The following is a 23702-nucleotide window of genomic DNA, read 5'->3' as shown; positions in this document are numbered from 1 at the left end:
CATGCCATTTCTGCTACGCAACCTCACCCTGAACCCGGGGGTGGAGGAGAGTGCGCTACGCCCGCTGGCCGCGGCCAAGCTGGGTGTGCGCGAATCCGAGATCACGGCGCTCGCCCTGGTTAGAAAGGGCGTCGATGCCAGGAAAAAGGGTGCCATCAAGCTGGTGTACACGGTCCGGGTGACCCTCGGGGACGAGTCGCGGGTCCGCCCTTGCGGCGACCTGACGCGGGTCGAGGCCGAAGAGCCTCGCCGCTTCCCGAAACTCGCCTCCCCGGAGCGCATCGTCATCGTCGGCATGGGGCCGGCGGGGCTCTTCGTGGCCCTGCGGCTCGCCGAATACGGGCTCACCGCCCGGGTCCTTGAGCGCGGGCGCGACGTGGACCGGCGTGCCTCGGACGTGGCGCGCTTTTGGCGCCTGGGCGAGCTTTGCGAACAGAGCAACGTGCAGTTCGGCGAGGGGGGAGCCGGGACCTTCTCCGACGGCAAGCTCACCACGAGGGTGAAGGATCCCAACTGCGGCTGGGTGCTTGAGCGCCTGGTCGACTTCGGCGCCCCCGCCGAGATCCTCTACGCCGCCAAGCCCCACATCGGCACCGATCGGCTGCGCGCGGTGGTGCGCGGCATCCGGGAGCGCCTGATCGAGGCGGGGTTCCGGATCGGCTTCGAGAGCCGGCTGACCGGCATCGGGATCGCAAAGGGTGGGGTGAAGAGCGTCGTTGTGAACGACACCGACGAGGAGCCCTGCGATTCACTGGTGCTGGCGCCCGGGCACAGCGCACGCGACACCTACGCACTGCTTAACGAGCTCGGGGTCACCCTGGAGCAGAAGCCCTTCGCAGTGGGGCTCCGGGTGGAGCATCCGCAGGCCCTCATCAACGAGATCCAGTACGGCCGCAATGCGCATCCATCGCTGCCGCCGGCCGAATACGCCCAGACCTACAACAACGAGGTGACCGGGCGCTCCGCCTATTCCTTCTGCATGTGTCCCGGCGGGGTGGTCGTGGCGGCCGCCTCGGAGGCGGGCCAGGTCGTTGTGAACGGCATGAGCGGCTACCGGCGCAACGGCCCCTACGCCAACAGCGCCCTGGTGGCCACCGTGGGACCGGCCGACTTCACCGGGAACTCCCCGCTGGCGGGAGTCGAGTTCCAGCGCGAATTGGAGCGACGCGCCTTCGTTGCAGGCGGAAAGGGGTACCGTGCGCCGGCCCAGAGCCTGCTCGACTTCATCGGCAGGGGCGGGGGGAGGATCCTCTCCAGCTACCGTCCCGGCGTCACCGAATACGACCTGGCCTCCCTCCTCCCGGCGCCGGTCGCCGCGACCCTCAGGGAGGGGATCGAGCATTTCGACCGCAAGATGCGCGGCTTCATCAGCGCCGAGGCAACCCTCACCGCGGTCGAAACCCGGACCTCCGCACCGTTGCGGATCGTGCGGGGAGCGGACCTGCAGTCCTTAAGCCACCGCGGCCTCTACCCGACCGGGGAGGGTGCCGGCTATGCCGGGGGCATCATGAGCGCCGCACTGGACGGCATACGCGTGGCCGACGCCATCGCGGCACGGATCGCCGCTAGCTGAAAGCTGCATCGCAAAGAACGCGGAGTATCCGCAAAAAAACGGAACCGGCTGCCCCAGCACGGGGCTTTCATTACAAGGAGCCTTACTTTGAAAAAAACCGTTGCCGAAATAAAGGACCGCGACATCGTCGAAGCGGTCTTCCTGGTCAAGGAAAAGATCGTCGCCATGGCCAAGAACGGCAAGCCGTACCTCACCCTGAAGCTGATGGACAAGACCGGGGAGGTGGATGCCAAGATCTGGGACAACGCCGACCAGGTCGGCTCCCTGTTCGATCGCAACGATTTCCTGGCCGTGAAGGGGAAGGCGAGCGTCTATCTCGGCAAGATGCAGCTGATCGTCTCCGAGCTGAAGCGGGTCCCCGAGGAAACGGTCCAACTCGCCGATTTCCTCCCCGAGACCGACAGCGACATCAAGGCCATGGTTGCCGAGCTGCACGCCCTGGTGGGAAGCCTCACCGACCCCGACCTCGCGCGGCTTTTACGCTCCTTCTTCGAGGACCCGGAACTCATGGCCCAGTACCGCACCGCTCCTGCGGCCAAGGGGATGCACCACGTCTACCTGGGGGGGCTCCTGGAGCACTCGCTCGCCGTGGCGAAGCTGGTAGACGCCATGGTGCCGCTCTACCAGGGGCTGAACCGCGATCTCCTCATCGCCGGAGCGCTCCTGCACGATATCGGCAAGGTGCGGGAGATGACCTACCTGCGCTGCTTTGACTACTCCGACGAGGGTAAGCTCATCGGCCATATCACCATCGGCGTGGAGATGCTGCAGGAGCGGATCGCGCTGCTCCCCGGATTCCCGGTCGAGCTCGCCATGCTTTTAAAGCACATGATTCTGTCGCACCACGGCCAGTACGAGTACGGCTCCCCCAAGCGCCCGAAGACGCTTGAGGCAACCATCCTGAACTACCTGGACGACCTGGACTCCAAGATCAACGGCATCAGGACCCACATCCGCAAGGAGCCGGACAACCCGTCGCGCTGGACCTCGTACCACCGCCTCTACGACCGCTACTTCTTCAAGGAGAAGCCGCTCGCGGCGCAGGGGATAGGGGAGTCGGCCGAGGCTCCCGGGTCCGGGGTGCTTCCCGACTGCCTGGAGCCTTCCGAGCTGATACCGGAAACGGTACCCGCTCCCGCCCCGCACATGAGCGAGCCGGAAAGGACCGCGCCGGAAAAGCCGCGCCAGGAACAGCGGGGCGGCGACCAGGGGCGCAAGTCCTTCAGCAACAACCCCTTCGCCATCCTGAAGAAGTGATGGCATACCGCATCTACCGGATAGCCCCTCAGCACAAAGACCAGGGGCTTCCAGCACGGAGGAATTGCCATGTTGTTTGAGACCATAGTGGTGGGCCCCTTGGGGGTGAACTGCTTCATCCTGGGTGACAAACAGAGTAACGAGGGGATCGTGGTCGATCCCGGTGCCGACTGCGAGATGATCCTGGCGGCGATCGCCGAGTTCGGGCTCAAGGTCAAGTACATCATCAACACCCACGGCCACTTCGACCATATGGGCTGCAACCGCGCGTTGAAGGAGAAGACCGGCGCGCAGCTTCTTGCCCACAAGGAGGACGTCCCCTTCCTCCTCAATGCCGCGCGCTCGGCCCAGAAGTACGGGCTGAACGTAGAGAACTCGCCTGAGCCGGACGCTTTCCTCACCGACGGCATGAAGCTCGAGTTCGGGCGGCGCGAGATCGAGGTGCTGCACACCCCGGGGCATACCCAGGGAGGGTGCTGCCTCTACCTCGCCAACGAGAAGCTGCTGATCACCGGGGACACCCTGTTCGCCGACTCGGTCGGCCGCACCGACCTCCCCGGGGGGGACCACGGCCAGCTGATCGACGCCATCAAGAATAAGCTCATGCCGCTGCCGGACGACACCATCGTCTGGCCCGGACACGGCCCCTCCAGCACCATCGGGCAGGAGCGGCGCTTCAACCCGTACCTCAACGAGTAGGGGGAGCACATGCTGAAAGGCAAGGAGATCGTTCTCGGGGTTGCCGGCGGCATCGCGGTCTACAAGGCGGTGGAGCTTTTGCGCCTCCTGGTGAAGGCGGGCGCCAACGTGCACGTGGTGATGACCAAGTCGGCCACGGAATTCGTAACGCCGCTCACCTTCCAGACCCTGTCCCGGAACCCGGTGCACCTGGAGCTCTTCAACCTGATTTCGGAAGAGAAGATAGGGCACATCGCGCTCGCAGACCGTGCCGACCTCTACATCATCGCCCCCGCGACGGCCAACGTCATCGGCAAGATAGCCCACGGCATCGCGGACGACCTCTTGACCACCACGGTCATGGCGACCAGGGCGCCGGTCCTGATCGCCCCCGCCATGAACGTCAACATGTACCGCAACCCGATCTACCGTGAGAACGAGGCGCGCCTCAAGGAGCACGGCTACCTCTTCGTTGCCCCCGCCTGCGGCATGCTCGCCTGCGGCTACGAAGGGGAGGGGAAGCTGCAGGCACCCGAGGTGATCTTCGAGGAGGCCGTGGCGGCCCTGACCCCGAAGCGCCTGGCGGGAGAGAGGATCCTGGTCACGGCTGGGCCGACGCTCGAGGAGATCGACCCGGTGCGCTACATCAGCAACCACTCCTCCGGGAAAATGGGATACGCCATCGCGCGCCAGGCGCGCCTTAGGGGGGCGGCGGTGACCCTGGTGACCGGGCCGACCTGCCTGGCACCCCCGGTCGGGGTGGAGGTGATCCGGGTGCAGAGCGCGCAGGAGATGCGGGACGCGGTGCAGGGATGCCTCTCTCGCATCGACATCGTGATCAAGGCGGCCGCCGTGGCGGACTACCGCCCCAGGACACGCGCCGGCGAAAAGATGAAGAAGAGCCAGGAGAGCCTCTGCATCGAACTGGAGAAGAACCCGGACATCCTTGCGGAACTGGGAGCCGGCAAGGGGGAGCGGATCCTGGTCGGTTTCGCCGCCGAGACGCAGGACCTGCTGCGCCACGCAGGGGCGAAGCTCAAGGCCAAGAACCTGGACCTCGTGGTGGCCAACGACGTCTCGCAGGAAGGTGCCGGCTTCAACGTGGACACCAACATCGCGAAGCTGCTCTTCAGCGACGGCCGGGTCGAAGAACTTCCGATGATGGAGAAAGAAGACCTGGCGGGTGTGATCCTGGAAAACGTGGAAACGTTGCTGGGGGAGAAGCGCGCAGCGAAAGGATAGAAACCGCTGTAGGGGCGAATGATCATTCGCCCTGAAGCGTCCCCCTCCCGGACCCTCCCCCTTCGGGGAAGGGAGTAGAAGCGGAGGGAGCTGCTTCGAGAGGGTGCTACTTCGAGAGGATCTGCAGCAGCAGTTCCGGCTCGCAGATCGCTTCCTTGAGTTTCAGCTTCAGCTCGTCGAGCTCGGCGTAGGCCTGCTGCTTGGTGATCTTGCCGGTACGGTACAAAAGCCGCAGGTTCTTGCGCACCGCTTCCGCCGCCGCCAGCGCCCTTTCACCGGTCGGATCGGCGTGGAAAAAGCGCGAGGATTCGTCGTTGTTCAGGAAGTCGAAAACGGCCTCCTGGGCCAGCTGCATGTACTCCTCCCGGTCGTTTTCCTCGAGCGCGTAACGCGAGGTGTCGGACAGGGTCTGCAGTATGCTCTGCCACTTCTCCAGGCGGCTCACCAGCAGGATGGAGTTGAAGATCTTCTTGTTGGTGCCGAAGGAGAAGATGGTATCCGAGAGGACCTTGCGCAGTAACTGGTCGTTGCTGCTGAAATGTTCCAGCGAAACCTTCTTTGCGGTCTCCCAGATCTCCTTTTCCACGTAGTTCTCGAAGCGCATCTCCCAGTAGGCGTGCTTCAGGGTCAGCGACGAGAAGCTGCGCATGACCTTGTAGGGGACGTAGTAGTTGTGGGCGATGCAGTCCGCGGCCAGGTGGGAGAGGTAGCCGTAGGCGCAGGCCTGCTGGGCGGGATCGCCCGCCTTGTCAAGGACCCGGTGCCCGATGCGCCAGCGGTGGCAGTGCTGCAGGTAGTGGGTGAACTTCTTGCCCAGGGTGATGTCGGCGGCGATGGTGCCGTAGAGGAAATCGTAGGGATGTGCCGAGATGATGGCGGCAACGGCCGGCTTCAGGGCGTCCAGGTTGTTCAGCACGTTCATGCCGAGCTGAAGGTGCACGCCGGCCCCCCAGGCGAGGGCCTGTTCAGGGAGCGCAAAGACCAGCAGGGATGTGACGAGAAGTAAAAGCGGCATGCCTTCGAGCATAGTTAATGAAACCGGAAATGTAAAGGGGTTTAGGATGGCGGAGATGGAGGAGCGGGAGCTGCTGTTACGCTCGCTGAAGGGGTACCTGACGGACTTGGCCGACAGCGGTCTGGATGAACTCGCTTTCGGCGCCCTCACCCCGACCGTGGCGCCTCCAGCGTCAGCCACCGCGGCTACAGCCGTGGCTTTGGCCGCCGCGCCGTCTGCGCCTGTCGCCCCGTCTCCTGCCGCCGTTTCCGCGCCTCCCGCCGGGACCGACGAGACAGCCGCACCTTTCTGCCGCCAGGAGGGTGACCCGCACGCCCGTCTTCTCTTCCTCATGAGCGGAGGTGGCTTCGCGGGTGCGGCCGGCGAGCTCCTGGCGAAGATCGTAGTTGCCATGAAGTTCCGGACCGACCAGGTCTGCCTGGTCAGCTTCGATAGTGCAGGGGATTCCGCGGCAGTCGCCCGAGAGGTGGCGCAGCGAATCGCTGCGGTGGAGCCGGAGGTGGTGGTCGCCTTGGGGGAAGAGGCAACCCGTTTGCTGCTTGGGGGGGAGGCAACCCTGGAGCAGGTGCGCGGCAGTTTGCAGGACGTCCGGGGGAGGGCGGTGATGCCGACCCTGCACCCGGAAAGTCTCCTGGCCGACGAGGCGCTCAAACGCCACGTCTGGGAGGACATGAAGCTGGTGATGCGCCGCCTGGCGGGGGCCGCCTAGCGCGGCGCGCTGCAGGATTTCAACTTGCCGGTCTCGAACAGGGTGATCGGCTGCTGCTCCACGCACATCTTGCCGTCCACCTCAGCCCGCGTGGCCAGGACACACCCTTCCAGTTTGCCCGATTCGTAGAAGCTGATTGCGCTGTACTCGTTGCAGATCAACCCCTCATAGTTGAAAAAATTCTTGGTGACACAGCTTTTCAGCATCCCCAGCTCGTAGAACTCGGCGTTGGAAAGCTGATTGCAGGTCACGCCGCTCAACCTGGTGATGTCCTTGAGGTTGCACGACTTCAGATCCCCGTTGGGATAGTAGAGGATGTCCGAGCCCGGGTTGCAGATGGAGGCGTCCACTGCCATCACCCGGTCCGTCCCGACCACCAGCAGCAGAAAAAGTATCAGTAACACCTGCTTCATAAATCACCTCCATCGATACTGTTTTCCCCCCTCCCACCACCCGCCAAGTATAAATTCGTGATTGGAAAATTCAAATGTGTCCCGCTGCAGGTTCTTGACTCCCCTGTTTGATTGGTTATCCTTAACCGGTTTCCGGCTGACAAATTATCTGCGAGAAAGGAGATCGTCATGGCAAAAACAAAGCGCATCATCACGGTCCTTGTCTGTGCCTGCCTGCTCACTTCCTTCGTCGGCTGCACCCACACCCACACGACCAAGCACGAAACCGCAGGGGAGTACGTGGATGACGCGGCCATCACCACCCGCGTCAAGGCCGCCATCTTCGACGAACTGGCGCTGAAGACCTTCCAGATCAACGTCACCACCTACCAGGGGGTGGTGCAGTTGAGCGGTTTCGTGGATTCGGCTGAGAACGCGAGAAGGGCAGGTGCAATCGCCCGCGGCGTCAAGGGGGTGAAGGAAGTGAAGAACGACCTGATCACCAAGTAGGGGCAACAAAAAGCCCCCTCCCAAAAGGGAGGGGGCTTTTTGCTTGTCAGTGATGGGCTCTGCGTCACTGCGCCGTCTTGAGCCAGCAGCGGAGCATCTCCGCCACGCTCCAGGCCTGGGCGATGCACCCCCTGGGGTTGTAGGGGTGCTCGGCATCGAAGATCTCGCTGATGGAGCCGATGCACTGCTGGTTCATCTGCTGCACCAGGCCGTCCAGGAAGCTGCGCGCCGCGCCGACCTGGTCCGGGTAGAGCTTCATCCACGAGTCGATGAAGGTGCCGATGAGCCAGGGCCAGACGGTCCCCTGGTGGTAGGCGGCGTCGCGGGCCCTGAGGTCGCCGTGATAGGTCGTCTTGTAGTCGGGGTGTCCGGGGGCGAGGGTGCGCAGCCCCACCGGCGTCAGCAGGCGCTGACGAACCGTTTCCAGCACCTGTGGCCAGCGGTCCCGCTCCAGCACGGGGAAGGGGAGCGAGATGGCGAAGAGCTGGTTGGGGCGGCAGGCGTTGTCGTCGCCCAGCTCGCCGTCCACGATGTCGTAGAGGTAGCCCCCGTCGGCGTACCAGAAGCGCTGGTTGAAGGAGCGGTAGCTCTGGTCGGCAAAGGTACCGAGCTGCCGCGAGTACCGCTCGTCCCCCAGTTGCTCGGTCCACTGCTGCATAAGGCGCAGGGCGTTGTACCAGAGCGCGTTCAGCTCCACGGCCTTCCCCCGGCGTGGCGTGACCACCCAGTCCCCCACCTTGGCGTCCATCCAGGTGAGCTGGTATCCCTCTGCCCCCTGTTTCAAGAGTCCGTCACTCGAATCGACCCCGATGCCGAAGCTGGTGCCGGAGAGGTGCCGGTCGATGATCTCCCGCATCTGGGGCATGATCATGTTCAGCGTGGCCCGGTCGTTGGTGTATTCCAGGTAGCGGCTCAGCGCGTGGAAGAACCACAGGCTCGCGTCCGCCGTGTGGTAGAGCCCCTCGTTTTGCCCCTCCGGGAAGAGGTTGGGGATCAGGCCGTTCTTGACGTAGTGGGCGAAGGTACGCAGGATCCACCCCGCCTCGGTGTGGCGGCCGGTGGCGAGGGTGAGCCCCTCAAGCGAGATCATGGTGTCGCGCCCCCAGTCGGTGAACCAGTGGTAGCCGGCGATCACCGTGCAGACCTCGTCCCCCATGGCGTGGGCGCGCACGCTGTCCTTGTGGCGCCCTGCCGGGGTGATGATGAACTGGTCGGTGGCGAGCACCAGCTCGGCGGGAAGCCCCTGGCGCGCCCTGGGGTCCGCCGCGGCCAAAAGGAGCCGGCGCCGTTCCCTTTCCATCTCGAGGGCTGCCGCCGGCGAGAGGGCCGCGATGGTCTCCCAGGTCTCGGTGGAGGCGGTGAGGGCCGCGTCCTGCCCGATGCCGAGATCTACGGCGAAGTAGCCGGCGGTCCAGAGGGTTCCCAGGGAATCGTACCCCCGGGCGCTTTCCACGTCGTAGAAGATGTCGGTATTGTGCTTTTCCTCCAGGGTGAAGTTCCCCCTGCCGCCGTTGATCACCAGCCTCAGTTGGGGCGAATTGGCGCCGGAGGCGATCTGGTAGCGGTTTTGCACCGCGGTGAACATGTAGGGATCGTCCGAGGCGACGTCGACCGAGGCGTCGTGGGGGCGGAACTGCAGGTAGGGCTGCAGCTTGAGGCGCACCATCTTCTCGCCGGAGAGGAGGCGGTAGATCAGGTGCACCGTGTTCTGGCGGTGCACCATGACCAGCTGCTTCTCGATCACGGTACCGTTCACCTTGTAGCGCCAGACCGGGAGGCCGTCCTCGAGCCTGAAGCCGGTCAGGTACTCCATGCCGTGGAACTCGAGCCCCGACTCCTTCTGGTCCCCGCCGAAGCGGACCATGCTCCCGTCCGGGAACCTGATCGCCTCGGTGAGCCGGTTCAGCATCACGATGCGCCCCATCGGCGAAGGGTAGGCCGCGATGAGCAGGCCGTGGTAGCGCCGGGTCAGCGCCCCGCAGACCGTCCCCGAGGCGTACCCCCCAAGCCCGTTGGTCAAAAGCCACTCCTGTTCCAGCATCTGCCGTGTCCTCAGTTCCTCGTCGTGCCGGTCGAGACGGTATTCCCGCGTTACCGTGGTCATGGTTCGTTACCTCCCTCGGGGACCGGAATCAGCACCAGTGCCGCATATCCCTGCAGACGCCAGAATTTCTCCATGTCGAGCTTCGGTGTCCCGGAACCGCCGAACTCCACCTTTTCACTGCTCCAGAGCATCTCCCAGGTACAGCCAAGCGGTGGCGCCAGCATCGGCTCCGGGATGGGCGCCAGGTGCAGCTCCCGCCCCAGGTTGACCAGGAACAGGCGCTGCTCCTCGCCGAGGAAGTAGCGCAGCAGGAAGCCTCCCCTCCCCAACACCGCCCCCTCGATGTGGCAGGCGTAGCCGCGGTTGAAGACGGGATCCTCGCGCCGCAGCCTGATCAGGTCGCGGTAGAGCGCGTAGACCTTGTGGTGACGCTCGCGTTCCCTGAGGTCGATGCGGGACTGCTGGAAGGTTTCCAGCTCGTAGGGCTTGTCGATGGTGTCGATCACCTCGGGGGAATCGACGTTGGTGAACTGCTTCAGGAACTCGATGCGCCCGGCGTGGACCTGCTGCGAGGTCTCGCTGCTCAGGTCGGCGAAGTAAAGGAAGGGGGCGCTGGCGGAGAATTCCTGTCCCTGGAAGATCATCGGGGTCTGGGGGAGCAGGAAGAGCACCGCGGTCATGGCGCGCAGGGCGGCCGGGTTGGTGAGCCTGTCGATCCGGGTCCCCCAGGCGGAGTTCCCGATCTGATCGTGGTTCTGGATGTAGTTTATGTAGCTGTTCGGGCTGATGCCGAGGGTGGGGGAGCCGCGACGCTTCCCCTGCCAGAAATAGAACTGCCCCTGGTAGAGGTAGCTCCACTTGGCGCAGGAGATCATCTCCTGGGGGGAGCCTAAGTACTCGGAGTAGTAGGCGTCGTGGTACCCGGTAAGGGCCACGTGGGCGCTGTGGTGAAAGTCGTCGTTCCAGACCGCGTCCATGCCGAAGCCCCCTTCCTCCCTCGGGCGCAGGCAGCGGTAGTCCTGCCCCTCGTTCTCCGCCACCAGGAGCAACCTGCGCCCCTTGGCCGATTCCCTGGCGCCGCGCGTGATGTCCCCCAGGATGTGGATGTCCGAGTTGTCTATGATAGCATGGGTGGCGTCGAAACGCAGGCCGTCCAGGTGAAACTCGTCGATCCAGTAGGCGGCGTTGGCGATGAAGAATTCGCGCACCGGGGCGTTGTGCCTGCCGTCGAAGTTCATCACCTTGCCCCAATCGCTCTCGTTCGCCCCGTAATAGAATTCGGAAAAATGCGCCAGGTAGTTTCCCTCGGGGCCGAAGTGGTTGTAGACCACGTCCAGCATGACGCCCAGCCCCAGGGCGTGGGCGCGGTCCACGAAACGGCGCATGTCATCCGGCTGTCCGTAGAGCCGCGTGGGGGCGAAGTGGTTCACCCCGTCGTACCCCCAGCCGAATCTGCCGGGGAAGTCGGCCACCGGCATCACCTCGACCAGGGTGACCCCCAGTTCCTTGAGCGCCGGGAGCTGTTCCGCTGCGGTGCGCCAGGTCCCTTCCATGGTGTAGGTCCCCAGGTGCATCTCGTAGATGACCTGCCCCTCGCGCTCCACGCCGGGCCACCCCTCGTCGCTCCAGGTGAAGCTCGCCGGATCCACTACCAGGGAGGGGCCGTGGGGGCCCTCGGGCTGGAAGCGGGAAGCAGGGTCAGGAAAGCTATCCGCGCCGTCCAGGCGGTAGCGGTAGCGCGATCCGACCTTCGCCTCGCTGCAGAAGCCGGAAAAATATCCATCCTCCTCGGGGGAGAGCGCCGTCGCCTGCGGCGTCGGGGTGCCTTCGAGCACCACCTCGACTTCCCGGTGGCCGGGCGCCCAGACCCTGAAGTGCACCCCTCCCGGTACCGTTTCCGCCCCGATGGGTACCCTTCTCTGCGTTGCAGTCATCGCCGCCTCCGAAGCCGTTACTGTCAGAAAAAATTAACACGCTCTAAAATAACACACTCCGCGAATTTTAAAACCGATTGGGCGGGGGGCATCCTTCATGTGCCTCGGCTTCCCGTGCCGAGGGGGGCCGATTGACGCAACTGAAAAGCCGATCATGTGCCGGGGAGGGGACATGTCCGCCATCTTACTGGAGAAAAATGCGATTTTTTTGTGCGGGGAGTTTGACAGAAAATCCGTCACTGCTAGTATTGGGTTTTATTAATTTAAATCAATAAACTTTTGTCTAATTAGATGACCGCTACCGCAAAGGTCTAACCGCTTGAGGGGAGGAGCTTTTGGCAGGGAGCGTTCTTGTCACGGGGGGCGGTTTCATCGGTTTCCACCCGGCGGCCATGGTTGTTCGTGGCCGAGCGCTTCCGCGGCACGGCTGCCGAGACCATCGCCGCTCCCCCGGACGACTGGGGAGGGAGGTGCGCGGTGGCCTGGGCGCGTCAGCTCAGATTAGGAGGGGGCGCCTTCGATCCTCAGGCGGAGCAACTGGTCCGGGTGGCCGAGGTGCTCGACGCGGCCAACGGAAGGTAACAAAGGTAAACTGGTAAATAGATACGTCGATACACAGATAAGACGATAAGCCGCGCCGGGCGGCTCTTGAGCGGTGCCCTTCCCGCGGAGGAAGGCGAAGGGGACGGGTGTCCCTTTACCGAAGCGGCATCACGGACTCATGAGATGGCAAGGCGTTAGGAGCTAATATTTCGGGTGTTTGTTCAACAAGGGTGCAGCCGGGATTTTTTATTCATGAACAATGCGGTTCCCACCACAGGAGCAAGCGAGCACGCACCCCCGAATGCGCCGGGGCTGATACTGATGACCGCCGATCCGATCGGCGGGGTCTGGAACTACGCCCTGGAGCTCAGCCGCGGCCTGGCCCCACACGGGGTGCGCATCGCCCTCGCCACCATGGGGCGGCCTCTTTCCCCCGGGCAGCGCCGGGAGGTGGCCGACGAGGCGAACGTCACGCTGTTTGAGAGCGGCTACCGGCTGGAGTGGATGGACGACCCCTGGGCCGACGTGGAAATGAGCGGCGACTGGCTCCTCTCCCTGGAGGCGGAGCTGAAGCCGGACCTCGTGCACCTAAACGGTTACGTCCACGCGGCGCTCCCCTGGCGCACCCCCTGCCTGGTGGTGGCCCACTCCTGCGTCCTTTCCTGGTGGGAGGCGGTGCGCGGCGAACAGGCACCGCAGCGGCTGGAAGGTTACCGGGTCCGGGTCGCCCGGGGGCTGGCCGCGGCGGACCTGGTTGCCGCGCCCTCCTCGGCGATGCTCGAGTGCATCAGGAGGCTCTACCTGCCTCTTCCCGACGCGCAGGTGGTCTACAACGCCCGCGGCCGCACCAGGTTCCGCCCCGGCAGGAAGGAGGATTTCATCCTCTCCGTGGGGAGGGTCTGGGACGAGGCCAAGAACATCGGCGCCCTGGTGCGCAACGCCTACGACCTCCCTTGGCCGGTGTACGTGGCGGGGGAGATCAACCAGCCCGGCGGCGGGGCGGCCAACGTCGACGGCGTGAACCGGCTCGGCTTCCTGGAGCCTGAGTCGCTGGCCCTCTGGTACACCGCCGCCGCCATCTACGTGCTCCCGGCGCGCTACGAGCCCTTCGGGCTCACCATCCTGGAGGCGGCCCTCTCCGGCTGCGCCCTGGTACTGGGGGACATCCCCAGCCTGCGCGAGCTCTGGGACGGGGCTGCCCTGTTCGTGGATCCCGAATCGGCTTTGGAGCTGCAAAAGCAGCTGTGCGCGCTCTGCGCCGACCGCAACCGTCAGGCGAGCCTCAGGGAGAAGGCCCTGGAGAGAAGCCGCAGCTTCTCCGCCGCCAGGATGACCGCCGGCTACCTCGCCCTGTACGCCCGGCTCTGCGGCACGACTCCACCGGAGGTACGCTGAATCATGCGCATCGTGATGTTTTACCACTCCATCCTGTCCGACTGGAACCACGGCAACGCCCATTTCCTGCGGGGCATCGTCACGGAGCTTGGGCTGCTCGGGCACCAGGTGACGGTCTACGAGCCGGAGAACGGCTGGAGTTACAGCAACATGCTGCAAGACGGCGGAGAGGAGGTGCTGCTTCGCTTCGGACAGGCCTACCCGGGGCTCACCGGGGTCGGCTACCGCCTCGAGGAGCTGGACCTGGACCACGTCCTGGCCGGCGCGGACCTGGTCATCGTCCACGAGTGGAGCGAGCACGAACTGGTCCGGCGCCTGGGGGAGCACCGCAAGGCGCGCGGCAGCTACCGGCTCCTGTTCCACGACACCCACCACCGAAGCGTCACCGACGAGCGGTCGATGGCCACCTACGACCTCTCCGGTTTTGACGGCGTGCTGGCCTACGGCGGCAGGATCAGAGAGATCTACCTCTCCCGCGGCTGGGCGCAGCGGGTCTGGATCTGGCACGAGGCGGCCGACGTGCGGGTGTTCCGGCCGCTGGAGTCGCCCGACAAGGTCGGGGACGTGGTCTGGATCGGGAACTGGGGCGACGACGAGCGCAGCCAGGAGATCCGTGAATTCTTTGTGGAGCCGGTGCGGAGGCTGCACCTGAAGGGGGTTGTCTACGGCGTGCGCTACCCGAGGGAGGCGCTCAAGCTTCTGGCCGAGGCCGGGATCGGCTACGGCGGCTGGCTCCCGAACTTCGAGGTGCCCCGGGTGTTCAGCCGGTTCCGGCTCACGGTCCACATCCCGCGCCGCCCCTACCTGGAGTCCCTGCCGGGGATACCCACCATCCGCCCCTTCGAGGCCCTGGCCTGCGGTATCCCGCTGCTGTCGGCGCCCTGGATCGACAGCGACCGGCTTTTCACCGATGGCGCAGACCTTCTCTACGCCCGGGACGGCAAGGAGATGGAGCGGCAGATGCAAGCCCTTTTGCAAGACCCGGAGCGGGCGCAGAGCCTGGCAGACCACGGCCGGGAGACCATCCTGGCCCGGCATACCTGTCGCCACCGCGTCCAGGAGCTGCTGACCATCTGCCGCGAGCTCGGCATTGGAGGGTAAAGCGCTTCTCTCCCAGCCGCTTTAAAGGCGGCAGCGCAAAGAAACGCGGAGAAACCGCTAAGAACGGAAAGAGAGCTTTTTGGGTAAAAAGGACAAGCTTTCTTCGCCCACTTCGCGCCTGTTTCGCGTGGCTTTGCGTAACTTCTTTCCTGAAAGGAACCACCATGGCTGCTCCTCTTACCATCGCCTTCTTCGCCTCGAGCCTGGTCTCCGCCTACTGGAACGGCGCAGCCACCTACTACCGCGGCATGGTGCGGGCGCTCTCCCGCCTGGGTCACCGCATCACCTTTTACGAACCCGACGCCCACTTCCCCGTCCCGCCGGAACCGCGGTTCCAGGCGGACCTCTCCTTCCTGGGCAACCGCCTGCCGGACCGGGAGCACCGGGTCGAGGAATTCTTTCTTTCCCATACCTACGCGCACCGTGCCAGGCAGTTCCAGGAGATCTTCGCCTGCGGCCCGATCCGCCGGGCGTACATCGGGGGGGCACCATGAAGATCGTCGTCTTCGGTCTGTCCATCACCTCGTCCTGGGGCAACGGCCACGCCACCACCTACCGCGGGCTGTTGCGGGAGATGGACAAGCGCGGCCACGAGATCCTGTTCCTGGAGCGGGACGCGCAGTGGTACGAGACCCACCGCGACCTCCCCGAGCCCCCCTTTTGCAACACGCTGATATACAGGTCGCTGGACGAACTGCTGGCCGAGTACGGTCCCGAGATCAGCGACGCCGACTGCGTCATCGTCGGCTCCTACGTCTACCAGGGGATCGAGGTGGGGAAGTGGGTATCCAAGCACGCCAAGGGGATCAAGGCCTTCTACGACATCGACACCCCGGTGACCCTGGCCGCCCTGGCCCGCGGTGAGTGCCAGTACCTCAGCGAGGACCTCATCCCCTGTTACGACCTCTACCTCTCCTTCACCGGCGGACCGACCCTGGACTACATCGAGCGCCACTACGGTTCGCGGGCGGCGCGCGCCCTGTACTGCTCGGTCGATCCCATGGTGCATTACCCGATGCAGATCACCCCGCGCTGGGACCTCGGCTATCTTGGCACCTACAGCCGCGACCGCCAGCCCGGCCTGGACCAGCTGCTCTGCCGGCCCGCCGCCTCCTGGGAGAAAGGGCGCTTCGTGGTGGCCGGGGCGCAGTACCCCTCGGACCTCACGTGGCCAAAGAACACGCATCGCATCGAACATCTCCCCCCCGAGTGCCACAGCGAGTTCTACTGTTCGCAGCGTTTCACCCTGAACCTGACCAGGAAGCAGATGCAGGTGGCCGGCTATTCGCCCAGCGTCCGGCTCTTCGAGGCCGCCGCCTGCGCGGTCCCCATCGTGAGCGACCGGTGGCCGGGACTGGAGCAGTTCTTCGTGCCGGAAAAGGAGATCCTGCTCGCTTCCGGCAGCCAGGAGATGCTGCGCATCCTGCAGCGTTTCCCCGACGAGGAGCGCCGCGCCATCGGGGAGCGCGCCCGCACCCGTGTGCTGCGGTCCCACTCGGCCGCCTGCCGCGCCGAGGAACTGGAGGAGTACCTGGCCGCACTGTGACTCGTCGCCCCGGTCCCGCCGGGCCCCTGTCCCGGCGAGTAAAACGAAATCGAGGTGCCTGCATGACCCACGCCAAACCGAGAACGCTGGAAGACGACATCGGGGAACTCTCCCCCTGGTTCCACAACCTGCACCTGCCCGACGGGACCGAGACGGCCCCGGATCATTCCCTGGGGGACTTCCCCGGTTTCAAGTGGCGCGAGATCGCGGGCTGCATCCCGGAGGACCTGACCGGGTGGAGTGCCCTCGACATCGGCTGCAACGCGGGCTTTTACTCGTTCGAGCTGGCGCGCCGCGGCGCCCGGGTGCTCGGCATCGACTGCGACAGCCACTATCTGGATCAGGCAAACTGGGCGGCCGGACAGTACGCCCTGCAGGACCTGGTGGAGTTCCGGCAGATGCAGGTCTACGACCTGGCGCGGGTGAAGGGAAAGTTCGACCTGGTCCTGTTCATGGGGGTGTTCTACCACCTGCGCTACCCGATGCTGGCACTCGACATCGTGGCGCAGAAGACGGCGGGCATGATGCTGTTCCAGACCATCACCATGCCCGGCCGGGAGGTCGCCGGGCAGGCCGACTTCTGGATCAACGAACGGGACGCGCTGCTGGGCGTGGGGTGGCCCAAGATGGCCTTCATCGAGGAACGCTTCGCCGGGGACCCGACCAACTGGTGGATCGCGAACCACGCCGGCGTCGAGGCGATGCTCCGTTCGGCCGGACTGAAGGTCGCCGGTTATCCCGGTGACGAGATCTACCTCTGCCATCCCGACCCGGCGCACCCTTCCTGCATGACCACCTGGAACCGCTCGGAATTCCTCTCCGCTACCAACGCCGGCGAATGAGCCGGCGTCACCCGGCGGCATCGCCATTTCTGGTCCTTTAACCACCCGATCTTTTGTGTGAAAAAGGTATACGGGACGGGTTCTCACTTTTTTTGTCTACGCTATGGTGTTTATGATATAACGATAATCCGACTGGTGGGATGGCGTGGGAGATGTGTCAGTCGCTGTCAGGGGCCGGCTTTACTCTCACTGATATGATCGTATACTGGGGCAGACATCGGCAGATCCCTGTGAGGAACTTGTCACAGTCTCTGCTCCTGAACGAGGTGTGAATTGAGTCGTGGCACAAAACGCGGCATTGAGCTCGAAGGGGCTCTCTGGTTTCACAAGGATGAGCAGAAGTTCCTGGGGCTGGACCGGATTGCGCTTCTGCAGAAGATCGACGAGCTTGGTTCCATCACCAAGGCGGCCAAGGCAGTCGGCATCAGCTACAAGAACGCCTGGGACCTGGTCAACATGATCAACAACCTCGCCGAAAAGCCGCTGGTGGAGCGGGTGACCGGCGGGCGGGGCGGCGGGGGGACGACCCTCACCGCCTACGGGAAGGAAGTGGTCCAGCAGTACGGCGTGCTCCAGGAAGAACATCGCCGGTTCCTGGAGAATCTCGAGGGAAGGCTCGGCGACAGTGCGAGTCTCTACCAGCTTTTACGGAGGATATCCATGAAAGTAAGTGCCCGTAACGTCCTGTCCGGAACCATCGCCAAGATCACCAAGGGGGCGGTGAACGCGGAGGTGACCCTGGTGCTCACCGGCGGCGCGCCGCTGGTCGCCGTCATCACCAACGGAGCCGTCGAGAACCTTGCCCTCAAGGAGGGGAGCTCGGCCTACGCCATCATCAAGGCGAGCTCGGTCATGGTCGGCTCCGACCTGCACGACGCGAAGATCAGCGCCCGCAACGTCATGTGCGGCACCGTCGCCAAGATCGTGGAAGGGCCCGTTTCCACCGAGGTCGACGTGGAAGTGGGGGGCGGCAACACTATAAGCGCCGTGATCACCCATGACAGCGGCACGAGCCTCGGGCTCAAGGTCGGCTCGCACGCCTGCACCCTGTTCAAGGCCTCCAGCGTCATCCTCGGGGTGAGCTGAAGCGATTGGGGGGCGGTTCGCCGTTCCCCTTTTTAAGGTTAACCGCTGTAGCGAAAGCACCATAACGCTTGACGCAATTAGGTAAATCAAAAAGAAGGAGTTTGACGATGTCCAAAATTTTCAGAACGTTGCCCCTTTTTGTTGTCCTGTTCCTGCTCAGCCTGGTCGCCACGGTTTCCACCGGGTGGGGGGCTCAGCAGAAGAACCTGATCCTGGCCACCACCACCTCCACCCAGGACTCCGGCCTTCTGGACGTGCTGATCCCGGTCTTCGAGAAGCAGACCGGCTATTTCGTGAAGACCATCTCGGTCGGGAGCGGCCAGGCCATGAAGATGGGCGAGAAGGGGGAGGCCGACGTGCTCTTGGTGCACTCCCCGGATGCGGAGAAAAAATTCATGGCCGACGGCTTCGGCGTGAACAGGAAGCTCGTCATGCACAACGACTTCATCGTCCTGGGACCGGCCAACGACCCGGCCAGGATCCGCGGCGCCAAGACCGCGGCAGACGCGTTGAAGACCATCGCCAAGAGCAACGCCCTGTGGCTCTCCAGGGGTGACAACTCCGGTACCCACGCGAAGGAGAAGGGGCTCTTCAAGGCCGCCGGCATCAACCCGGAAGGGCAGAAGTGGTTCCAGCAGACCGGCCTGGGCATGGGCGAGACCCTGAACGTCGCCGCCGAGAAGAAGGGTTACCTGCTGGCCGACCGCGGCACCTACCTGGCGCTCAACAAGAAGGCGCACCTGGGGCTCGAGATCATGGTCCAGGGTGAGCCCAAGCTCCTCAACATCTACCACGTCATCGAGGTGAACCCGGCCAAGTGGCCCAAGGTGAACAATGCCGGCGCCAAGGCCTTCGCCGACTTCATGGTCTCCAAGAAGACCCAGGAGATCATCTCCACCTTCGGCAAGAAGGAGTTCGGCTCCCCGCTCTTCTTCCCGGATGCAGGCAAGAAACCGGAGTCCCTGGGGCTGTAAATGGACGTGATCCTCGAAGGTCTGACAAAGGCGTTCCAGCTCCTCGCGTCGTTTGATCGCGAGGTGCTGGGCATCGCCCTGCTGTCGCTCAAGGTCTCCGGGCTCGCCACGCTCTTCTCGCTGTTGATCGGTCTTTCCGTGGGGACCTTGGTGGCGCTCACCAGCTTCCCCGGCAAGAAGATCCTGGTCAGCGTGGTGAACACCGGCATGGGGCTGCCGCCGGTGGTGGTGGGCCTCTTCGTCTCCATCATGCTCTGGAGAAACGGTCCCCTGGGGTACCTGGAGCTCCTGTACACCCCGACCGCCATCGTCATCGCGCAGACCGTGATCGCGACTCCCATCGTCATGGGGGTCACCATCGGCGCCATGCAGAACCTCCCGGCCAGCCTCAGGCTGCAGATCCTGGCCCTGGGCGCCACGCGGACCCAGCTGGTCTGGATGCTGATCAAGGAGGCACGGCTGCCGCTCATGGCGGGGGTCATGGCCGGCTTCGGCGGGGTGATCTCCGAGGTGGGCGCCTCCATCATGGTGGGGGGCAACGTCAGGGGGTACACCCGGGTGCTCACCACGGCGACCGTCATGGAGACCGGCAGGGGGAATTTCGACATGGCCATTGCCCTGTCCGTGATACTTCTGCTATTCTGCTTCGCCGTCAATTACCTCCTCACCTACATCCAGCAGCGGGAAAGGCCCAGATGACGAAGCCGCAAAACGTGCTCGACCTGAAAGAGCTGAGGGTTGATCGAGGCGGCGTGACCGTACTCGACATACCCTCTTTTTCTTTGTCCGAAAATGAATTCGTTTCGCTGATCGGCCCAAACGGTGCGGGAAAGTCGACCCTGCTCCTGTCGCTTATGGGGCTCATGAAGCGTCAAAGCGGTTCCGTCTGCTACCGGGGGAGCACCGTCGCGTCCAGTTCGCAGTGGCTGGAACTGCGCCGCCGCACCGCCATGGTGCTGCAGGACCCGCTCCTTTTCGACAGCACCGTCTTCGACAACGTGGCAAGCGGCCTGAAGCTTCGGGGAATGGGGCGCGGCGAGATCAAGAAGCGGGTCGCCAGCTACCTGGAGCGCTTCAACCTCGGTCACATGGCAGAGCGCTCGGCGCGCAAACTCTCCGGCGGTGAGGCCCGGCGCGTGAGCCTGGCCCGCGCCTTCGCCGTGGAACCCGAGGTGATCTTCTTCGACGAGCCCTTCGCCAACCTCGACCCTCCCACCAGGCAGGCGCTCACCGAGGACATGGACCGGATCATCCGGGACCGGGGGATCGCCGCCATCCTGGTCACCCACGACCAGTCCGAGGCGCTCAGGATGTCGCAGCGCATCGTGGTGATGAACGGCGGCCGCATCGTGCAGCAGGGGACGCCGGCCGCGGTCATGAACCACCCGGTCAACGAGTTCGTGGCCAACTTCGTCGGTATGGAAACGATCCTCGAGGGGGAGGTCAAAAGCAATCACGAGCAGCAGATCGCGGTACAGGTGGCGGGTCGGGAGGTCGACACGGTGGGGGACGAACAGCCGGGCGCGCAGGTCTACTGCTGTATCCGACCGGAAAACGTCACCGTGAGCGTCAGCCACCCCAACCCCAAAACGAGCGCCCGCAACCTCTACCCCGGGCGGGTGATCGAGGTTTCTTCGATGGGGCCCTTTTTGAAACTGAGGCTCGACTGCGGCTTCATGCTCACCGCCTACGTGACCCGCGAGTCCTTCGCCACGCTGGAACTGTGCGAGGGGAAGGAGGTGTACGCCTCCTTCAAGGCCACCTCCGTCCATCTCATCCGCAGGCGCGCCGCGTAATTAGCGCTTTGCAAAATATCGCTTGTACCTTATATTCCTATCTGTTTTGCCAACAGGAGCATCAGGAGGATTGAGATGAAAACAGCCTTTCACCTGACCGCCGCGTTGTCTGCCGTCGTGATGCTGTCCGCCCCCGCGTTTGCCGACAGCGAGACCGTGCGCTGCAAAGGCGGCATCGTGTCCGTCGGGGACTCCGCTGGGGAGGTGCTCGCCAAGTGCGGCCAACCCGCCACGACCAGTCAAAGTTCCAAGAAGGTGGTGCAGAAGGAGCAGTCCGGCCCGACCAGGAGTATCACCAACATCATCGTCGACAACTGGATCTTCAACTTCGGCCCCAACGAGTTCCAGTACCAACTGGAGCTGCAGGACGGCCGGGTCTCCCGCATCCAGAGTCTCGATTACGGCTATTAGCCACACCCCGGTCTCGTCCCATCCCCTCTCCCCCGGGTGAGGGAGGGCTCAGGCCGGGGGAGGGCGCTGCCATCGGCTATGTCGTCACGCGGTTGCTATGCCCAGGGGGAGGGAGGATGCACAACTCCCCCCGGCGCTGCCGCGCGCGGAGGCGTGACTGTTGTATCCGGTCAGGAACGTTTAAAGAAAGTGGAGTCTTAATGGATTGGATCAGCATCTTCGGCATCGCCCTAGCCTTGGCCATGGACGCCTTCGCGGTGGCCCTGGCCACGGGGGCGGTGCTCAACCCGATCACCGGCCGTCACCTGTTCCGGCTCGGTTTCCATTTCGGCCTGTTTCAGGCGCTCATGCCCATCGCGGGGTGGCTGCTCGGCCTCACGGTCCAGAAATGGATCACCGCCTATGACCACTGGATCGCCTTCGGCCTCCTGGCCTACGTCGGCGGAAGGATGATCGTCGAGGCCTTCGAAGAGGAGGAGGACGCTTCCCCGTCGGACCCGACCAAGGGGCTCACCATGGTGATGCTTTCGGTCGCCACCAGCATCGACGCCTTCGCCGTCGGGCTGTCGCTGGCGATGATCGGGGTGAGCGTATGGGTTCCTTCGGTGATCATCGGCCTGGTTGCCGGCGTGCTGACCGTCGCCGGGATGCTCCTGGGGCGCAGGCTGGGCGATAACTGGGGCAGGCGGGTAGAGGTCTGCGGCGGCGTGGTGCTCTGCCTGATAGGGCTCAAGATTCTCCTGGAGCACACTCTTTTGAAGTGAGATGGCGATTGCAAGGTTCCTACCCCGGCGCCTCTGTATCTTTCAGTCAATGCCTCTGCTTCATCATCAATAAACAAAGAAAGAGGCTTGAACTGTCCTAAAAGCTCTGTATATTTTCCCAACACCAGTAGCCGCTCGTCTGATCCCTATGTAAGAGTTTGTCTGTAACAGAGGGCCGAGTGACCGATACTCTCCACCCTACCGAAAAACTCTATCGCTTCATCATCGATACGATCCCCCAGATCGTCTGGACCGCCACGCCCGACGGCGCCCAGGACTTCGCCAACCTGCGCTGGTACGAGTTCAACGGCCTCGTTCCCGGGGAGCCCGACCCGGAACCGTGGCGCAGCATCATCCATCCCGACGACGTTGCCATCACCGCGCAAAAGTGGCAGCACTCCCTCGCGACGGGAGAGCCCTACAGCTGTCTGCACCGTAACCGGCGCTTCGACGGGGAATACCGCTGGGTGCTGTCCCGGGCGGTCCCGCAGAAGGATCAAAAAGGTCGCATCGTGCGCTGGATAGGGAGCGGTACCGACATCACCGAGCAGAAGGTGGCCGAGGCCGAGCTGATCAAGTACCGGGACCACCTGGAGGAACTGGTACGCGAACGGACCGAGGAGCTGGTGGAGGCCAAGGAACGGGCCGAGGTGGCGACGCGGGCGGTCCTGGAGGCGAACGATCTGCTTGAAAAGCGGGTCGAGGAACGGACGGCGGAGCTGCGCAGGACCGAGAAAGAACTGCGCCAGGCGCAGAAGATGGAGGCGATCGGGACGCTGGCCGCCGGCATCGCCCACGACTTCAACAACATCCTCACCTCCATCCTCGGCTTCACGGACATGGTGCTGCACAAGGTGCCGGAAGGTGGGGTGGGACGCTCGGAGATGGAGCAGGTCTTCACATCGGCGCAGCGGGCGGCGGACCTGGTGCGCCAGATCCTCACTTTCAGCAGGCACAGTGAGCAGGAAAGAAAGGCGGTGCACCTGGTTGCCATCCTCGACGACGCCTGCCGCCTGCTCCGCTCCTCGCTCCCCGCCTCCATCGAGATCATCAAGGAGGTCGAGGTACCCCCCGATGAGGACAAGGTATTCGCCGACCCCACGCAGTTGCACCAGGTGCTGATGAACCTCGGCACCAACGCGGCCCACGCCATGCTCCCCAACGGTGGGCGCATGACCGTGTCGCTCCGGGTGGTACCGCCCGGCTCTCCCCAGCTCGCCCCTTTTCCCTTCCTCGATCCCGTGGAACACCTGCATCTTTGCGTGCGCGACACCGGTCGCGGCATGGAAAACCGGGTACTGGAGCGGATCTTCGATCCCTATTTCACCACCAAGCCTGCAGGCGAGGGGACCGGTCTCGGTCTCGCCGTGGTCCAGGGAATCGTCAAGAACCACGGCGGCGCGATAGCGGTGCACAGCGAGCCGGGGGCGGGCACCTGCTTCGAGGTCTTTCTCCCGGCGGTCTCACTGGAGATCAAGCGCGAGGAGGAAGTGCCGGAGCAACTGCTGCAGGGGAACGAGCGGATCCTGTTCGTGGACGACGAGGAATCCCTCACCGTCCTGGGGCAGGGGATCCTGGAGAATCTGGGTTACAGCGTGGTCACGTCCATCAGCAGCGCGGGCGCCCTCGATCTGTTCCGGGCCGAACCGTACGGCTTCGACCTGGTGATCACCGACCTCACCATGCCGGGGCAGTCCGGAAGGGAGTTGGCGAGGGAGATCACGGCTTTGCGACCCGACGTTCCCGTCATCCTCTGCACCGGGTTCAAAGAGACCGTCGATGAAAAGGATGCCGAGCACGGCATCCGGGCCTGCCTTATGAAGCCCTACACCATGAGGATCCTGGGGCGGACCATCCGGCAGGTACTGGACCGCAGAGGCTCTTCGTAGC

General features: G+C 64.1%; 23 protein-coding genes. 19 read left to right on the top strand and 4 right to left on the bottom strand.

All coding sequences use genetic code 11. The features are described 5' to 3' along the window. Position 1 precedes the first annotated feature (1 nt). The 4 genes from KP003_RS11360 (at position 2) to coaBC (ending at position 4750) form a co-directional block, all read left to right on the top strand. A complete protein-coding gene (locus tag KP003_RS11360; RefSeq protein ID WP_216788340.1) occupies positions 2-1573 on the top strand; it encodes an NAD(P)/FAD-dependent oxidoreductase in 1572 nt (523 codons plus the stop codon). Positions 1574-1660: 87 nt separating this feature from the next. Further along, the gene (locus KP003_RS11355) at positions 1661-2830 is read left to right on the top strand and encodes a 3'-5' exoribonuclease YhaM family protein (protein ID WP_216788339.1); all 1170 of its coding nucleotides are present in this window, start codon (positions 1661-1663) and stop codon (positions 2828-2830) included. A 69-nt stretch (positions 2831-2899) separates the two neighbouring features. After that, entirely contained in the window at positions 2900-3529 is a 630-nt protein-coding gene (locus KP003_RS11350) for an MBL fold metallo-hydrolase (RefSeq protein WP_216499893.1), read from the top strand. A 9-nt stretch (positions 3530-3538) separates the two neighbouring features. Then, on the top strand, positions 3539-4750 hold the full coding sequence (gene coaBC / locus KP003_RS11345) for a bifunctional phosphopantothenoylcysteine decarboxylase/phosphopantothenate--cysteine ligase CoaBC (protein ID WP_216499892.1): 1212 nt from the start codon (positions 3539-3541) through the stop codon (positions 4748-4750). A gap of 106 nt (positions 4751-4856) precedes the next feature. On the opposite strand, the gene KP003_RS11340 is transcribed toward coaBC, so the two are convergent. Further along, on the bottom strand, positions 4857-5765 hold the full coding sequence (locus KP003_RS11340) for a zinc dependent phospholipase C family protein (RefSeq protein ID WP_239027517.1): 909 nt from the start codon (positions 5763-5765) through the stop codon (positions 4857-4859). Between the two features lie 46 nt (positions 5766-5811). Between KP003_RS11340 and KP003_RS11335 the strand changes: the two genes are divergently transcribed. Continuing rightward, on the top strand, positions 5812-6474 hold the full coding sequence (locus KP003_RS11335; RefSeq protein ID WP_216499890.1) for a uracil-DNA glycosylase family protein: 663 nt from the start codon (positions 5812-5814) through the stop codon (positions 6472-6474). On the opposite strand, the gene KP003_RS11330 is transcribed toward KP003_RS11335, so the two are convergent. Then, positions 6471-6887 (bottom strand): hypothetical protein, encoded by a 417-nt coding sequence (locus KP003_RS11330; protein WP_216788337.1) that lies wholly within the window; start codon positions 6885-6887, stop codon positions 6471-6473. The two genes, KP003_RS11335 and KP003_RS11330, sit on opposite strands and share 4 nt — an antisense overlap. 168 nt (positions 6888-7055) lie before the next feature. Between KP003_RS11330 and KP003_RS11325 the strand changes: the two genes are divergently transcribed. Beyond that, entirely contained in the window at positions 7056-7376 is a 321-nt protein-coding gene (locus KP003_RS11325; protein WP_217299610.1) for a BON domain-containing protein, read from the top strand. A gap of 64 nt (positions 7377-7440) precedes the next feature. Here KP003_RS11325 and KP003_RS11320 read toward each other — a convergent pair whose 3' ends face one another. Continuing rightward, the gene (locus KP003_RS11320) at positions 7441-9480 is read right to left on the bottom strand and encodes an amylo-alpha-1,6-glucosidase (RefSeq protein WP_217299609.1); all 2040 of its coding nucleotides are present in this window, start codon (positions 9478-9480) and stop codon (positions 7441-7443) included. Further along, the gene (treZ, locus tag KP003_RS11315) at positions 9477-11354 is read right to left on the bottom strand and encodes a malto-oligosyltrehalose trehalohydrolase (RefSeq protein WP_216788334.1); all 1878 of its coding nucleotides are present in this window, start codon (positions 11352-11354) and stop codon (positions 9477-9479) included. Before treZ ends, KP003_RS11320 begins: the two co-directional genes overlap by 4 nt. Positions 11355-11750: 396 nt before the next feature. On the opposite strand from treZ, the gene KP003_RS11310 reads away from it, so the two are divergent. From KP003_RS11310 to KP003_RS11250, 13 genes are all read left to right on the top strand, one after another. Next, positions 11751-11936, top strand: a complete 186-nt coding sequence (locus KP003_RS11310) for a hypothetical protein (protein ID WP_236027010.1) — start codon at positions 11751-11753, stop codon at positions 11934-11936. A 213-nt stretch (positions 11937-12149) separates the two neighbouring features. Continuing rightward, positions 12150-13292, top strand: a complete 1143-nt coding sequence (locus KP003_RS11305) for a glycosyltransferase family 4 protein (RefSeq protein ID WP_216788333.1) — start codon at positions 12150-12152, stop codon at positions 13290-13292. A gap of 3 nt (positions 13293-13295) precedes the next feature. Further along, positions 13296-14393 carry a CgeB family protein gene (locus KP003_RS11300; RefSeq protein ID WP_216788332.1) on the top strand — a complete coding sequence of 366 codons (1098 nt, stop codon included), beginning with the start codon at positions 13296-13298 and terminating at the stop codon, positions 14391-14393. Positions 14394-14557: 164 nt separating this feature from the next. Continuing rightward, on the top strand, positions 14558-14887 hold the full coding sequence (locus KP003_RS11295; protein ID WP_236027009.1) for a CgeB family protein: 330 nt from the start codon (positions 14558-14560) through the stop codon (positions 14885-14887). Next, positions 14884-15939, top strand: coding sequence for a CgeB family protein (locus tag KP003_RS11290; RefSeq protein ID WP_216788331.1), 1056 nt, complete (start codon positions 14884-14886; stop codon positions 15937-15939). The genes KP003_RS11295 and KP003_RS11290 overlap by 4 nt, the downstream gene beginning before the upstream one ends. A gap of 62 nt (positions 15940-16001) precedes the next feature. Then, the gene (locus tag KP003_RS11285; protein ID WP_216499883.1) at positions 16002-16781 is read left to right on the top strand and encodes a TIGR04290 family methyltransferase; all 780 of its coding nucleotides are present in this window, start codon (positions 16002-16004) and stop codon (positions 16779-16781) included. Positions 16782-17054: 273 nt separating this feature from the next. Beyond that, the gene (locus tag KP003_RS11280) at positions 17055-17867 is read left to right on the top strand and encodes a TOBE domain-containing protein (protein ID WP_216499882.1); all 813 of its coding nucleotides are present in this window, start codon (positions 17055-17057) and stop codon (positions 17865-17867) included. Positions 17868-17974: 107 nt separating this feature from the next. Next, the gene (locus KP003_RS11275; RefSeq protein WP_217299608.1) at positions 17975-18841 is read left to right on the top strand and encodes an ABC transporter substrate-binding protein; all 867 of its coding nucleotides are present in this window, start codon (positions 17975-17977) and stop codon (positions 18839-18841) included. Continuing rightward, positions 18842-19540 (top strand): ABC transporter permease, encoded by a 699-nt coding sequence (locus tag KP003_RS11270; RefSeq protein ID WP_216499880.1) that lies wholly within the window; start codon positions 18842-18844, stop codon positions 19538-19540. Next, entirely contained in the window at positions 19537-20637 is a 1101-nt protein-coding gene (locus KP003_RS11265) for an ABC transporter ATP-binding protein (RefSeq protein WP_216788329.1), read from the top strand. The genes KP003_RS11270 and KP003_RS11265 overlap by 4 nt, the downstream gene beginning before the upstream one ends. Before the next feature lie 75 nt (positions 20638-20712). Continuing rightward, positions 20713-21048, top strand: coding sequence for a DUF2845 domain-containing protein (locus tag KP003_RS11260; RefSeq protein ID WP_216499878.1), 336 nt, complete (start codon positions 20713-20715; stop codon positions 21046-21048). Positions 21049-21248: 200 nt separating this feature from the next. Continuing rightward, complete coding sequence (locus KP003_RS11255) at positions 21249-21812, top strand: manganese efflux pump MntP (protein ID WP_216499877.1); 564 nt, start codon at positions 21249-21251, stop codon at positions 21810-21812. A gap of 179 nt (positions 21813-21991) precedes the next feature. Further along, positions 21992-23701 (top strand): hybrid sensor histidine kinase/response regulator, encoded by a 1710-nt coding sequence (locus KP003_RS11250; RefSeq protein ID WP_216788328.1) that lies wholly within the window; start codon positions 21992-21994, stop codon positions 23699-23701. Position 23702: the final 1 nt, after the last annotated feature.

The organism is Geomonas diazotrophica (genome assembly GCF_019063885.1).
Classification (GTDB): Bacteria; Desulfobacterota; Desulfuromonadia; order Geobacterales; family Geobacteraceae; genus Geomonas; species Geomonas diazotrophica.
Note: the sequence above shows the minus strand (reverse complement) of the source record. Positions and strands in the feature narration are given on the sequence as shown.